The sequence below is a fragment of the Mycolicibacterium pallens genome (genome assembly GCF_019456675.1).
Lineage (GTDB): Bacteria > Actinomycetota > Actinomycetes > Mycobacteriales > Mycobacteriaceae > Mycobacterium > Mycobacterium crocinum.
Window position 1 is genome coordinate 4500062 of record NZ_CP080333.1, and the last position, 13069, is coordinate 4513130.

Here is a 13069-nt window from a genome sequence, read left to right on the forward strand (position 1 = left end):
GGCGACGCCCTGCACCGTGCCACCCGGCCGGTACGGTTTTACCCATGGCAGTACATCTGACCCGCATTTATACCCGTACCGGTGACGACGGTACGTCGGGACTGAGTGATTTCTCACGGGTCGAGAAGAACGACCCGCGGCTGGTCGCATACGCCGACTGTGACGAGGCGAACGCCGCGCTCGGAGTGGCCGTTGCACTCGGGCAACCCGCCGACGAGCTGCGCACGGTGCTGGTGCAGGTCCAGAACGACCTGTTCGACGCTGGCGCCGACCTGTCCACCCCGGTGGTCGACAACCCGGAGTACCCGCCGCTGCGCATCACCGCGCCATACGTGGAGCGGCTCGAGGCGTGGTGCGACCACTACAACGAGAACCTGCCGGCCCTGAACTCGTTCATCCTGCCCGGCGGCACCGCCTTATCGGCCCTGCTGCACGTGGCGCGAACCGTGACCCGACGGGCCGAACGCTCGGCGTGGATTGCCGTGAAGGCCTACCCCGACACCGTCAGCCCGCTGCCGGCGCGCTACCTCAACCGGCTTTCCGACCTGCTGTTCATCCTGTCGCGGGTGGCCAATCCCGACGGCGACGTGCTGTGGCAGCCCGGCGGCGCCAAAGCCGAAGGGCCCACGAAGAAGTAACTCAGGCGGTGCGGCGCCGCGCCCGCGGCGACGGACTGGACTCGACCCAGGACAGAAACGCCGTCAGCGCCCCGCGATCCAGCGCCATCTCATATCCGCGCCAGCGGTCGAGGGTGGTGTCGTGCAGTTGGAGCACGACGATCGCGTCGGACATGATGTCGAACTCGTCGCCGCGCGGGCCGCGTCGGGAAATGACCTCCAGCCCGCGCCGGCTCAGCCGGCGATCCGGCCACCAGCGCAGGCTCGACAAACGATAAAACCTGGCTTCGTCACCGCGATACCGGATGACCCCGTGCCGCCAGCCGTGGCCGCCGACCGCGGGGGTGTCCCGCAGGATCGCGGCGGTTCCGCCTTGCCGAAGCTTCCACAGCCGGTAGGTCAGCGCGACAACGACGAGAATCAGCACAGTGACCAGCGCGACCATGAAGATCATCGGCGCGCTCATCAGTCGCTGGCTCTCGGCTAGTCGATCTGGCCTAGGGCGCGCAGCCGCGCCCGTCCCCGAGCAGCGATCTCCGGATCATCGGAGTCGGCATCGGATTTCGCCGCGTCCGCGTTGATCTCGGACTCGAACTCCGCGGACTCGGCGAGGATCGTCACGCCCTCCTCGGTAACCGACAGGAAGCCGCCGTCGACGGCGATGCGCAGATCGTCCTCGCCCTCCCGCTCGACGCGGACCATCGCGTCCTCGACGAGCTGTGCGACGAGCGGGATGTGCCGAGGCAGGATGCCGATCTCACCGGCGGTGGTGCGGGTGAAGACGAACGTCGCCTTACCCGACCAGATCTTGCGCTCGACGGCGACGATGTCGACGTCCAATTCGGCCATCTCACATCACCTTTCGCGTCGTGAAGGTCACAGCTTGGCGCCGAGGCTCTCGGCCTTCTTCGCCAGGTCGTCCAGGCCACCGATCAGGAAGAACGCCTGCTCGGGCAGGTGGTCGAACTCGCCCTTGGCCAGCTTGTCGAAGGCCTCGATGGTCTCCTTCAGCGGCACGGTCGAACCCGGCTGACCGGTGAACTGCTCGGCCGCCATCATGTTCTGGCTCAGGAAGCGCTCGATCTTACGGGCGCGGTACACCAGCACCTTGTCCTCTTCGGAGAGCTCGTCGATACCGAGGATCGCGATGATGTCCTGAAGGTCCTTGTAGCGCTGCAGGATTCGGATGACTTCCTGCGCGACCCGGTAGTGCTCGTCACCGACCACGCTCGGGTGCAGGATCGTCGAGGACGACGCCAGCGGGTCCACCGCCGGGAAGATGCCCTTGGAGAACACCGCACGGGAGAGCTCGGTGGTGGCGTCCAGGTGCGCGAACGTGGTGGCCGGAGCCGGGTCGGTGTAGTCGTCGGCGGGCACGTACACGGCCTGCATCGAGGTGATCGAACGACCACGCGTCGAGGTGATGCGCTCCTGCAGCTCACCCATCTCGTCGGCCAGCGTCGGCTGGTAACCCACCGCCGACGGCATACGACCCAGCAGGGTCGAGACCTCGGAGCCGGCCTGGGTGAACCGGAAGATGTTGTCGATGAACAGAAGAACGTCCTGGCCCTGCTCGTCGCGGAAGAACTCCGCCATGGTCAGCGCCGACAGCGCGACGCGCATACGCGTGCCCGGCGGCTCGTCCATCTGACCGAACACCAGCGCGGTGTCCTTGAGCACGTTGGCGTCCGCGAGCTCGACCCACAGGTCGTTGCCCTCACGGGTGCGCTCCCCCACGCCGGCGAACACCGAGGTGCCGCCGAAGTTGCGGGCGATGCGGTTGATCATCTCCTGGATGAGCACGGTCTTGCCCACGCCGGCACCACCGAACAGGGCGATCTTGCCACCGCGCACGTACGGGGTCAGCAGGTCGACGACCTTGAGGCCGGTCTCCAGCATCTCGGTGCGGGGCTCGAGGTCGGCGAAGGCCGGCGGCTTGCGGTGGATCGACCAGTGCTCGAAGTCCTTGCCGTAGCCGGGATCGTCGAGGCAGTCACCAAGCGCGTTGAACACGTGGCCCTTGACGCCGTCGCCCACGGGCACGGAAATCGAGGCGCCGGTGTCGCTCACCTCGACCCCGCGAACCAGGCCGTCGGTCGGCTGCATGGAGATGCAGCGAACCAGGTTGTCACCCAGGTGCTGGGCAACTTCCAGCGTCAGGGTCTTGGCGAGCGCACCGAAGGTGATGTCGGCGTGCAGCGCGTTGAAGAGTTCGGGCACCGAGCCGCGCGGGAACTCGACGTCCACCACGGGGCCGGTGATGCGGACAACGCGTCCGGCGGTCTTGGTCTCTACGGCAGCAGTCATTCTCTCTTCGCTTCCTATCGGGCCTATTTCGCGTCGGCCAGCGCGTTGGCGCCGCCGACGATTTCGCTGATTTCCTGAGTGATCTGCGCCTGACGCTCGCGGTTGGCCGCCAGCGTGAGTGCCTTGATCAGATCGTCGGCGTTGTCGGTCGCCGACTTCATGGCACGCCGGCGGGACGCCGACTCCGACGCCGCCGCCTCGAGCAGCGCCGCGTACACGCGCGTCGCGATATAGCGCGGCAGCAGTGAGTCGAACAATTCCTCGGCGTTGGGCTCGAACGAGAACAGCGTCTGCGGGCCGGAATCCTCTTCACCGACGTACTCGACCACCATCGGGGCGATCCGCAGCGCGGTCGCGGTCTGCGACAACATCGACCGGAACTCCGTCGAGACGATGTGCAGCTCGTCGACACCGAGGATGCCGTCGGCACCGGCGTCGTCACCCTCGTCGTCGACCCCGGACATGAACGCCGTCACCAGGGTGTCGGCGATCTCCTTGGCGTTCTCGTATTCGGGACGCTCGGAGAAGCCGGTCCACGACTCCACGACCTCGCGCTGACGGAAGCTGTAGTAGCCCAGCGCTTTCCGGCCGACGACGTAGAGCACCGGGTCCTTGCCCTCTTCCCGCAGCAGCGAGAAGAGCTCCTCGGCACGGCGCAACACGTTCGCGTTGTAGCCGCCGCACAAGCCACGATCCGACGAGACCACCAGCACACCGGCCCGCCGGGGGTTCTCCCGCGCGACGAGCAACGGGTGGTCCAGTGCGCTGGCGCCCGCCAGTTCGGTGAGCATGCTGGTGATCTGGCTGGAGTAGGGCCGAGCCGCATCAACACGGGCCTGCGCCTTGGCGATCCGCGACGTGGCGATCAGCTCCTGCGCCTTCGTGATCTTCTTGATCGACGAGGCGGAGCGGATACGACCGCGTAGTTCGCGAAGTGTGGCTGCCATCTTCTTATAGCTCTTCTACTAGTTCTTTTTGGGCGCCGGCTTTTTGACCTTGACGGATTCCTTCTCCAGGTCATCGGGGTCCAGTGCCTCGGCCTCGTGCTCGTCGGCGACGACGGAGCTGCCGTCGGAGGCGGCGAAGCCCTTCTTGAATTCGTTGATGACGGAGACCAGCTTCTCCTCGGCCTCTTCGGAGAGCTTCTTGGATTCCTTGATGCCACTGAGGATCTCGGAGTGGCTGGCCTTGACGTGCTCGAGGAACTCCGACTCGAAGCGCGAGACGTCTTCGGCCGGAACGGAATCCAGGTGCCCCTGGGTGCCGAGGAAGATCGCGACGACCTGATCCTCGACGGGCATCGGGCTGTACTGGGCCTGCTTGAGCAGCTCAACCAGGCGCACACCGCGGTCCAGCTGCGCCTTCGAGGCGGCGTCCAGGTCGGAGGCGAAGGCCGCGAAGGCCTCCAGCTCGCGGTACTGCGACAGGTCCAGACGCAGCGAGCCCGCCACCTCTTTCATGGCCTTGATCTGAGCGGCACCACCGACGCGGGACACCGACACACCGACGTTCACGGCCGGGCGCACACCCTGGTTGAACAGATCGGACTCCAGGAAGCACTGGCCGTCGGTGATCGAGATGACGTTGGTCGGGATGAACGCCGAGATGTCGTTGGCCTTGGTCTCGATGATCGGCAGACCGGTCATCGAACCGCCACCGAGCTCGTCGGACAGCTTCGCGCAACGCTCCAGCAGACGGGAGTGCAGGTAGAAGACATCGCCGGGGAATGCCTCGCGGCCCGGCGGGCGGCGCAGCAGCAGCGAGATCGCGCGGTAGGCGTCGGCCTGCTTGGACAGATCGTCGAACACGATCAGCACGTGCTTGCCGTTGTACATCCAGTGCTGGCCGATGGCCGAACCCGTGTACGGCGCAAGCCATTTGAAGCCGGCGGCATCCGAAGCCGGGGCCGCGACGATGGTGGTGTACTCCATCGCGCCGCCCTCTTCGAGGGCGCGCTTCACCGAAGCGATCGTGGTGCCCTTCTGGCCGATCGCGACGTAGACGCAGCGCACCTGCTGGTTCGGGTCACCGGTCTCCCAGGCTTCCCGCTGGTTGAGGATGGTGTCGACGCAGACCGCGGTCTTACCGGTCTTGCGGTCACCGATGATCAGCTGGCGCTGACCGCGGCCGATCGGGGTCATCGCGTCGATGGCCTTGATGCCGGTCTGCAGCGGCTCACCGACACCCTGACGCTGCACCACCGATGGCGCCTGCAGTTCGAGCTCGCGGCGCTCCTCGGCCTCGATGTCGCCCTGCCCGTCGACCGGCTGGCCCAGCGGGTTGATGACGCGGCCCAGGAAGGCGTCGCCGACCGGCACCGAGAGCACCTCGCCGGTGCGCTTGACCTGCTGGCCTTCTTCGATCTTCTCGAACTCGCCCAGGATGACCGCGCCGACGCTGTGCTCGTCGAGGTTCAGCGCGACACCGAGGACGCCGCCGGGGAACTCCAGCAGCTCCTGGGTCATCACCGAGGGCAGACCCTCGACGTGGGCGATGCCGTCGCCGGCGTCGATGACGGTGCCGATCTCCTCGCGCTCGGAGTCCGCCTCGAAGCTCGAGACGTAGTCCTTGATGGCGCCCTGGATGTCGTCAGCCGAGATTGTCAACTCTGCCATGGCTTTTCGTCTTCCTGCCTTTGTTTTGGGTCTTGGGTGGTTCGGGCTTTTCAGCCGGATCAGTCGGGCAATTTGGTCACAGCTGCGGCGAGCCGCGAGGACAACGTCCCGTCGATCACCTCGTCGCCGACGGCGACCGAAAGGCCGCCCAGCAGTTCAGGATCGACATTCAGCTGTACCGAAACTGGGTGGTTGTAGATGCGGGTCAGCACCTCGGTCAATCGGGTGCGCTGCTCGCCGCTGAGTTCGGCGGCCGCGCTCACCTGAGCGACGACCTCGCCGCGGCGGGCGACGGCCAGCTGAGCCAGTGCCAGCACGGCTTCGTCGGCGCGGCTGCCGCGCAGCAGGCTGATGGTCTGCACCAGCAATGCGGTTGCCGTCGCGTTCGCGCCGGTGCCATCACCGAGGATCTTGCGCAGCAACTCGACCCGGCCGGCGGCCGGTGCGGAGTAGTCGCCGAGCAGCGACGTCAGCCGGGGCTGCTGATCGAGGACGCGGGTGAAGCGGAAGAGCTGCTCCTCCACCTCGTCGGCCTGGTTGTCGCGTTCGGCGCGGACCAACAGAGCCAGCCGCGCGACGTGCTCGACAGCGTCGACCAGATCCTCGGTCAGCGACCAGCGCACCGAGGCCGCGGTTTCCAGCAGCGTCAGGGTGTTGTCCCCGACCTTGCCGTCCAGCAGTTGGTGGACGAGCCGCTTCTTGGCGTCGACCTCACCGGAGGCCTCGGCCAAGTGGCGGGCCAGGATCGGTTCACGGATCAGCAGTCCGGTGACGGCGGTGAGCTCATCAGCCAGCGTGGACAGGTCGTCAGCGGACAGGCCCGACGACACCTCGTCGAACTTCCCCACGACCTCGGCCTGCGCGGCCCGGCTGGCCGAGCGCAGCTCCGAACCGGTCTCCGGCGTGAAGGCGGCCGGGGCCATCGAATCCAGTTCGTCGAGGAACCGGTCGACGGTGGCCGACTGCGCCTGCTCGTCGGCGACGTGGGCGCGAACCAACTCGCCGGCGCGCCGCACCGACTCACTGCCGAGGTCCTGGCGCAGTTGCCGGATGAGCTGGGCACGCAGCAACTGAACCTGTTGCGCGCCTTGGACTTTGATGCGCTCCACCTCGACATCGGCCTGCGCGCGTAGCTGCTCGGTGATGCCCTGGGCATCGGTGCGCGCCTCTTCGACGATGCGCTTGGCCTCAGCCTTGGCCTCATCGACCCGCTTGGCGTGATGCTTGTCGGCGTCGGCCACCCGCTGGGAGGCCTTGGCGCTCTCGTCGAGCTGAGTGCGCACCGCCTCCTTCTGGTTGGCCATCATGCGCTTCAACGGCGGCACCACGTACCGCCAGATGATCGCGACGATGACCGCGAAGCCGATGAGCTGTCCGATGAAGGTTGACATGTCCTACCGTCCCGACGCCGTAGACGCCGACTCGCTGGAGACCTCGACACCAAGGACGCGACTGGCCAACGTGGCCGACAGAGAGTCCACCGACGACCTCAGGTCGTCGGAGATGGCATCGCTCTGCTGCTTGAGCTGATCCGCCGCCTGCTGCAGGGTGGCTGCCGCCTCCTCGCTGGCGCGGGCCCGGTGCTCCTCGACGATCTTGCGACCCTCGGCCCGGGCCTCGTCGCGGATACCCGACGCCTCGGCGCGGGCCGCAGCCATCTCCTTCTGGTAGTCGGAGTCGGCGGCGGCGTCCAGCTCGGTGGCCTTGCGGTTGTCCTCGGTGGTCTTGGCGACCATCTTCTCGCGCTCACCGAGCACCTTCTGGACCGGCGGCACGACGAACTTGCCGATCACGCCCAGCACGATCAGGAAGATCGCGAGTACGAAGAAGAAGGTGCCGTTGGGGACGAGGAAGTTCGACGTTCCGCCTTCCTCGGCCGCCAACAGGGTGACGCTGTGCTCCCCCATGCCGACTAGGAAGCGCCAGGCGTGGCGAACACGAACAGGGCCATGAACGCCAGGTTGATGAAGTACGCCGCCTCCACCAGACCAACGGTGATGAAGAACGGGGTGAACAGCCGGCCCTGAGCCTCAGGCTGCCGGGCGATGCCGGAAATCAGGGCGTTACCGGCGATGCCGTCACCGATACCGGCGCCGATGGCGCCGCCGCCCAGAATGAGGCCGCCGCCGATCAGGGCGCCCATAACGATCTGTGGGTCTGCCATTCCTTATCCTCCTTGGTTGCTGGTAGGAGCCCTACCAGGTGAGTGGGTGGTTCGGGGGTCGAACACGTCTATTAGTGGTGATCCTCTTCCAGTTCCATCGACTGGCTGAAGTACAGGATGGTCAGTAGCGCGAAGATGAACGCCTGGATCAGGCCGACGAACAAGTCGAACGTCTTCCAGATCGCGTTGGGCGCCCACATGATGTACGGCGGGAACAGCGCGATCAGCGCGACCATGATGCCGCCGGCGAAGATGTTGCCGAAAAGTCGGAGCGACAACGAGATCGGCTTGGCCAGTTCCTCGACGAGGTTGATCGGGGCGAGGAACGCGACGTGGCCCTTCAGCAACTTGACCGGGTGGCCGAGCAGACCGCGGCGCCAGATGCCGGCGGCGTGGTAGCAGAAGAACACGAACAGCGCGAGCGCCAGCACGAAGTTGATGTCGGCGGCCGGCGGCTTGAGCAGCTCGTGCGTGCCGCCGTCGGCGGTACCGTACTGCACGGGCAGCACCGAGATCCAGTTGGCGATCAGGATGAAGATGAACAGCGCCACCGCCAGCGGCAGCACGAACGGGGCGATCTTCATGCCGATCGCGGATTCGATCTGACCGCGCATCTGGGTGGTCAGCGTCTCCCACAGCAACTGCACGCCGCTGGGCACACCGGTCGAGGTGACCTTGGCCCGCAGCACGAACGCCAGCGCGATCACGATCACCGCGGCGATCGCCGTCGCCAGGATGGTGTCGACATTGACCGTCAGACCCAGCCACTTGGCGGTGTCGTGGTGGCCGACCTCGATGGCGGCCTCGGCGAGGATTCGTTCACTCATCGCGTGGTCAATCCTTCGGTGCTTCGTCAGCGGAGCCGGCAGCTCCGGGGCTTGCGATCACGTCGGCGTCGGTCTCACCGGTGCGGATCTTCTTCCACACCGGCAACGCCGTGCTCAAAACCAGGAGAACCTGGAACAACGCCAGGCCGAAGAGGACGCCGAGACCGAGCGGGCGGAAGATGATGGCGATGGCCAGGCCGATCGTCGTGATCACCAGCAGCCGGGTCGCGGAGTTCAGCGCCATCTTGCGCTTGAGCGGATGGTCGCCTGCGGTGATCGACTCGACCGACCGCTGGACCAGAACCGCGTTGATCAAGCCGAGCGCCAGGCCCACCCCGAAGAACACCCCGAACAGCACATAGCCGGCCAGCGCGGCCAGGACCACCGCAAGCGCGGTCAGGGCAGCACAGATCGCAAGGAGCCGAACGGGCCGGAAGGCAACGGACGGAAACACCAACGGCGCATCTTGCGCTGGTGTCGTCACAGGTTCACCTCAATCTTGCGTTCTGGGGAGCCGGTCATCGAGTGATTCGTCGTCCTGGTCCGCCGAGCGTATCGGAGGGCGACAGGCGCGCTGGAATCACCCAAGGGGCAGCTCCCTTTGTCGGTCGTAAATCGGCGCCGATCGGGCGTGACTCCGATGGGCCGGGCCGGCAACCCGCGAGGTTTCTTCGGGTTCTGCCAGTAACGTACCACATGGTAGACGGCTAAAAACACGTCTACTACTCACTGTCGTAAAGTGCCTCGTAATCGTCGTCGCGACGCCGCAACAGCGGGATGAGGGTGACCACGATGGCGACCACGATCGCGGCCAGCACGACCACCCCGGTGTAGCGCGGGTCGAAGAAGATGGTGGCGGCGGCACCGAACGCGATGATGCCCACCCACAGGTAGATCAGCAGGACCGCGCGCCGGTGCGAGTGCCCGATCTGCAGCAGCCGGTGATGCAGATGCATCTTGTCCGGGCTCAACGGACTGCGGCCGGCACGGGTGCGACGGACGATGGCGAGCAACGTGTCCAGGGCCGGAACCAGCATTACCGCGAATACCAGTAGGAACGGTGAGAGCAGGGCGAAAACGTCGCGCGCGCCGTAGGCGCTCTGCGAGATCGGGCCTGCCGCGGTGGTCGAGGCGGCGGCCAACATCAGGCCGACCAGCATCGAACCGGAGTCACCCATGAAGATCTTGGCGCGGTAGAAGTTGTGCGGAAGAAAGCCCAGACACGCGCCGGCGAGCACCACGGAGATCACCGCGGGCGGGTAGAACAGCACGTCGCCGCCGTGGTCGCGCAGCAAGCCGACCGAGAAGATGCAGATCGCCATCGCGGTGATCAACCCCAGGCCCGCGGCCAGACCGTCGAGGCCGTCGACGAAGTTCATCGCGTTCACGATCGACACCGTCAGCGCCAGCGTCAGCAGAATCGAGGACACCTGGTCCAGCACGATCGTGCCGACACCGCCGAGCGGGATGTACAGCACGCTCCACGCCACGCCCATGGTGACCAGCACGCTGGCCGCGGTGATCTGGCCGGCGAATTTGGTCAGCGCGTCCAGACCCCACCGGTCGTCGATCAGCCCGATGCCCATGATCAGGCCGCCGGCGACCACGACCGCGGGCATGCCCGAGGAGTAGATGAAGCCACGGGTGAGCGCGGGCAGCTGCGATGCCAGGAAGACGGCGACGACGACGCCGACGTACATCGCGAGCCCGCCCATCCGCGGCGTCGGCTTGAGGTGGACGTCGCGTTCGCGGGGGTAGGCCACCGCGCCGACCCGGGTGGCGAACACCCGCACCCAGCCGGTGGCGAAGTAGGTGATGATCGCGGCGGTCAGCCCGACAAGAGCCAACTCCCGCAACGGAACACCGGCGCCACGGTCAGCGAGCGCGAGCGTGGTGCTCGCGACGAATTCCGATGTGCTGGCCATCGCAAAAACCGTACTGCACCAATCTGTGGCGGCTCAGGCGGTCAGGGAGGCGACGTCGGTGCCGAGCACCTCGGCGATGGCCGCGGCGCTGATCGGCCCCTCCCGCAGCAGTCGCGGTGTGGACCCGGTGAGGTCGACGATCGTCGAGGCGGCCTGCTCCGGCGATGTCCCGGCATCGAGGTACACCTGGACCAGGTCGCCGAGTTGGCGCTGCGCCTCCTCGGAAGTGGTCGCGGCCGGACGGCCGGACAGATTGGCGCTGGAGACCGCCATCGGCCCGGTCTCACGAAGCAACTCGAGCGCTACCGGGTGCAGCGGCATCCGCAGCATCACGGTCCCCCGCGCGTCGCCGAGATCCCACTGCAGCGAGGGGGCTTGCTGCACAACCAGGCTCAGCGCGCCGGGCCAGAACGCGCGGATCAGTTCGCGGGCGCTGTGCGGCACCGAATACACCAGGCCCTCGATCGTGTGCCAGGAGCCGACCAGCACACCGACCGGCATATCGCGCCCGCGGCCCTTGGCCGCCAGCAGCGCGGCGACGGCCCCGTTGTCGAAGGCGTCGGCCCCGATGCCGTAAACGGTGTCGGTGGGCATCACGACCAGCCGGCTGCTCTTGACCGCCGCCGCGGCGGCGGCGATGGCATCGGCGCGCTGGTGCGGGTCGGTGCAGTCGAACACCTGGGTCACGCTGACTCCTTCGTAGTGGTCCTGCATGCCGTCACGAACCGCGGCCGGCCGGCCAGGTCGCGGTGGGGAGTGATTGCGGTGAAAAGGTTTGTGTCACTGAGGATTTGGACAGTCTGCCGCGAAGTGGTGTCGTCATGCTCGACGGCGAACAGCCCGCCTGGCTTGAGCCAGATGCCGGCGAGCCGCGCGATCGGCGCGATCACGGACATGCCGTCGGCACCCCCGAACAGGGCGTGCGCCGGGTCGTGCTCGGCCACTTCGGGTTCCAGCTCTGCCCCGAGCGGAATGTACGGCGGGTTGGACACCACGAGGTCGACGCTACCGGTCAGATCTGGGAGCAACCCGGGGACGGTCACGTCGGCTTCGACGAACTCGACGCTCGTCGATGCGGCGTTGCCGCGCGCGTAGTCGAGTGCCGCGGGGTCGTCGTCCACGGCGATCACCCGCGCCTGCGGGCGTTCGGTGGCCAGCGCGATCGCCAGGGCACCCGAGCCGGTGCACAGGTCGACGATCACCGGACACTCCGGCAACCGTTGCGCCAGTGCCCATTCCAGCAGCGCCTCGGTCTCCGGGCGCGGAATGAACACGCCCGGTCCGACTCGCAGGTCGAGCGGGCCGAAAGCTGCCGAGCCGATCAGGTGTTGCAGCGGAATTCGTCGGCAACGGGCCTGGACAAGCTCGTCGAAGCGCGAGAAGAACTCGGCGTCGGGTTCGTCGACGGTGCGAAGTCGGCCGCGGTCGGTGCCGGCGAGGTGGGCGGCCAGCAGCTCGGCGTCGATGCGCGCGGAGTCGATACCGGCCTGGGCGAGGGCAACGGTGGCCTTGTCGATGGCCTGCCGCAGCCGCATCGTCATGCCTGCTGCAGCCGGGACTGCTTGTCCGCCTCGGCCAGGGCATCCAGCAGCGGGTCGAGGTCGCCGTCGAGCACTTGGTCGAGGTTGTGCGCCTTGAAGTTGATCCGGTGATCGGCGATTCGGTTCTCGGGGAAGTTGTAGGTGCGGATCCGCTCGCTGCGGTCGACAGTGCGGATCTGGCTGGCGCGGTCGGCGGAGGCGTCGGCTTGCGCCTGTTCCTCGGCCAGAGCCTGCAGGCGCGCGGCCAGCACGACCATCGCACGGGCCTTGTTCTGCAGCTGCGACCGTTCGTTCTGGCAGGTGACGACGATGCCCGTCGGCAGGTGCGTGATGCGGACCGCCGAGTCGGTGGTGTTCACGCCCTGGCCGCCCTTGCCGGAGCTTCGGTAGACGTCGATTCGCAGGTCGTTTTCGTCGATCTGGACGGCTTCGACGTCTTCGGGCTCGGGGTAGACCAGAACACCGGCGGCCGAGGTGTGCACCCGGCCCTGGGACTCGGTGACCGGCACCCGCTGAACCCGGTGCACGCCGCCCTCGAACTTCATCCGCGACCACACGCCGTCGGCCGAGTCGCCCTTGCTGCGGATCGACAGCGTCGCGTCCTTGTAGCCGCCGAGGTCCGACCACGTCTCGTCGAGCATGGTGACAGTCCAGCCGTGGCGCTCGGCATAGCGGATGTACATGCGGGCCAGATCGGCGGCGAACAACGCCGACTCTTCGCCGCCCTCACCGGATTTCACCTCGAGGACGATGTCGTCGGCGTCGTGCGGATCGCGCGGTGCCAGCAGATCGGTCAGGTGCGCGTCGAGCTCGGCGACCTTGGCTTCCAGGTCGGGCACCTCGGCCGCGAACGACGCATCCTCCGCCGCCAGTTCGCGGGCGGCCTCGAGGTCGCCGCGCGCGGCCTCCAGCCGGCGGTACGTCGTGACGATCGGGGCCAGCTGCGCGAAGCGACGGCCGACCCGACGGGCGTTGCCCGCGTCGGCGTGCAGGGCCGGATCGGACATCTGACGTTCGAGGTCGGCGTGTTCGGTCAGCACGGCTTCAACGGTCGCGTGTGTGATTGCCTTCCT

At 67.1% G+C, this 13069-nt stretch carries 15 protein-coding genes; 1 reads left to right on the forward strand and 14 read right to left on the reverse strand.

Annotated elements, in window-relative coordinates; genetic code table 11:
• The first annotated feature begins 44 nt into the window (after nt 1-44).
• A complete protein-coding gene (locus K0O64_RS21940) occupies nt 45-638 on the forward strand; it encodes a cob(I)yrinic acid a,c-diamide adenosyltransferase (protein WP_096312046.1) in 594 nt (197 codons plus the stop codon).
• 1 nt (nt 639) lies between these two features.
• Here the strand turns inward: K0O64_RS21940 and K0O64_RS21945 are convergent, their stop codons facing one another.
• From K0O64_RS21945 to prfA, 14 genes are all read right to left on the reverse strand, one after another.
• Nucleotides 640-1083 carry a DUF2550 domain-containing protein gene (locus K0O64_RS21945; RefSeq protein ID WP_071942395.1) on the reverse strand — a complete coding sequence of 148 codons (444 nt, stop codon included), beginning with the start codon at nt 1081-1083 and terminating at the stop codon, nt 640-642.
• Between the two features lie 17 nt (nt 1084-1100).
• A complete protein-coding gene (locus K0O64_RS21950) occupies nt 1101-1466 on the reverse strand; it encodes a F0F1 ATP synthase subunit epsilon (RefSeq protein WP_071942393.1) in 366 nt (121 codons plus the stop codon).
• A 27-nt stretch (nt 1467-1493) separates the two neighbouring features.
• Nucleotides 1494-2924: a F0F1 ATP synthase subunit beta gene (gene atpD, locus K0O64_RS21955; RefSeq protein ID WP_071942391.1), complete on the reverse strand. Its 1431-nt coding sequence runs from the start codon at nt 2922-2924 to the stop codon at nt 1494-1496.
• A 23-nt stretch (nt 2925-2947) separates the two neighbouring features.
• Nucleotides 2948-3871, reverse strand: a complete 924-nt coding sequence (locus K0O64_RS21960; protein ID WP_096312047.1) for a F0F1 ATP synthase subunit gamma — start codon at nt 3869-3871, stop codon at nt 2948-2950.
• Between the two features lie 18 nt (nt 3872-3889).
• Complete coding sequence (gene atpA, locus K0O64_RS21965; protein WP_096312048.1) at nt 3890-5539, reverse strand: F0F1 ATP synthase subunit alpha; 1650 nt, start codon at nt 5537-5539, stop codon at nt 3890-3892.
• Between the two features lie 59 nt (nt 5540-5598).
• Complete coding sequence (locus tag K0O64_RS21970; RefSeq protein WP_071942385.1) at nt 5599-6930, reverse strand: F0F1 ATP synthase subunit B/delta; 1332 nt, start codon at nt 6928-6930, stop codon at nt 5599-5601.
• Nucleotides 6931-6933: 3 nt separating this feature from the next.
• Nucleotides 6934-7446, reverse strand: coding sequence for a F0F1 ATP synthase subunit B (locus tag K0O64_RS21975; protein WP_096312050.1), 513 nt, complete (start codon nt 7444-7446; stop codon nt 6934-6936).
• 5 nt (nt 7447-7451) lie between these two features.
• Nucleotides 7452-7703, reverse strand: coding sequence for a F0F1 ATP synthase subunit C (locus K0O64_RS21980; protein WP_036343982.1), 252 nt, complete (start codon nt 7701-7703; stop codon nt 7452-7454).
• A 71-nt stretch (nt 7704-7774) separates the two neighbouring features.
• A complete protein-coding gene (gene atpB / locus K0O64_RS21985; protein ID WP_047331758.1) occupies nt 7775-8530 on the reverse strand; it encodes a F0F1 ATP synthase subunit A in 756 nt (251 codons plus the stop codon).
• Nucleotides 8531-8537: 7 nt separating this feature from the next.
• Nucleotides 8538-9014, reverse strand: a complete 477-nt coding sequence (locus K0O64_RS21990; protein WP_071942381.1) for an ATP synthase subunit I — start codon at nt 9012-9014, stop codon at nt 8538-8540.
• 238 nt (nt 9015-9252) lie between these two features.
• Nucleotides 9253-10455 carry a glycosyltransferase family 4 protein gene (locus K0O64_RS21995; protein WP_071942379.1) on the reverse strand — a complete coding sequence of 401 codons (1203 nt, stop codon included), beginning with the start codon at nt 10453-10455 and terminating at the stop codon, nt 9253-9255.
• Nucleotides 10456-10488: 33 nt separating this feature from the next.
• Entirely contained in the window at nt 10489-11142 is a 654-nt protein-coding gene (locus tag K0O64_RS22000; protein ID WP_071942377.1) for an L-threonylcarbamoyladenylate synthase, read from the reverse strand.
• Nucleotides 11139-11996 (reverse strand): peptide chain release factor N(5)-glutamine methyltransferase, encoded by an 858-nt coding sequence (gene prmC / locus K0O64_RS22005; RefSeq protein ID WP_220045758.1) that lies wholly within the window; start codon nt 11994-11996, stop codon nt 11139-11141. Before prmC ends, K0O64_RS22000 begins: the two co-directional genes overlap by 4 nt.
• Nucleotides 11993-13060, reverse strand: coding sequence for a peptide chain release factor 1 (gene prfA / locus K0O64_RS22010; protein ID WP_220046522.1), 1068 nt, complete (start codon nt 13058-13060; stop codon nt 11993-11995). Before prfA ends, prmC begins: the two co-directional genes overlap by 4 nt.
• Nucleotides 13061-13069 lie beyond the last annotated feature (9 nt).

Coding starts and splice junctions, on each gene's coding strand:
- K0O64_RS21940 (WP_096312046.1), top strand. CDS start 45: ATGGCAGTACATCTGACCCGCATTTATACCCGTACCGGTGACGACGGT.
- K0O64_RS21945 (WP_071942395.1), bottom strand. CDS start 1,083: ATGAGCGCGCCGATGATCTTCATGGTCGCGCTGGTCACTGTGCTGATT.
- K0O64_RS21950 (WP_071942393.1), bottom strand. CDS start 1,466: ATGGCCGAATTGGACGTCGACATCGTCGCCGTCGAGCGCAAGATCTGG.
- atpD (WP_071942391.1), bottom strand. CDS start 2,924: ATGACTGCTGCCGTAGAGACCAAGACCGCCGGACGCGTTGTCCGCATC.
- K0O64_RS21960 (WP_096312047.1), bottom strand. CDS start 3,871: ATGGCAGCCACACTTCGCGAACTACGCGGTCGTATCCGCTCCGCCTCG.
- atpA (WP_096312048.1), bottom strand. CDS start 5,539: ATGGCAGAGTTGACAATCTCGGCTGACGACATCCAGGGCGCCATCAAG.
- K0O64_RS21970 (WP_071942385.1), bottom strand. CDS start 6,930: ATGTCAACCTTCATCGGACAGCTCATCGGCTTCGCGGTCATCGTCGCG.
- K0O64_RS21975 (WP_096312050.1), bottom strand. CDS start 7,446: ATGGGGGAGCACAGCGTCACCCTGTTGGCGGCCGAGGAAGGCGGAACG.
- K0O64_RS21980 (WP_036343982.1), bottom strand. CDS start 7,703: ATGGCAGACCCACAGATCGTTATGGGCGCCCTGATCGGCGGCGGCCTC.
- atpB (WP_047331758.1), bottom strand. CDS start 8,530: ATGAGTGAACGAATCCTCGCCGAGGCCGCCATCGAGGTCGGCCACCAC.
- K0O64_RS21995 (WP_071942379.1), bottom strand. CDS start 10,455: ATGGCCAGCACATCGGAATTCGTCGCGAGCACCACGCTCGCGCTCGCT.
- prmC (WP_220045758.1), bottom strand. CDS start 11,996: ATGACGATGCGGCTGCGGCAGGCCATCGACAAGGCCACCGTTGCCCTC.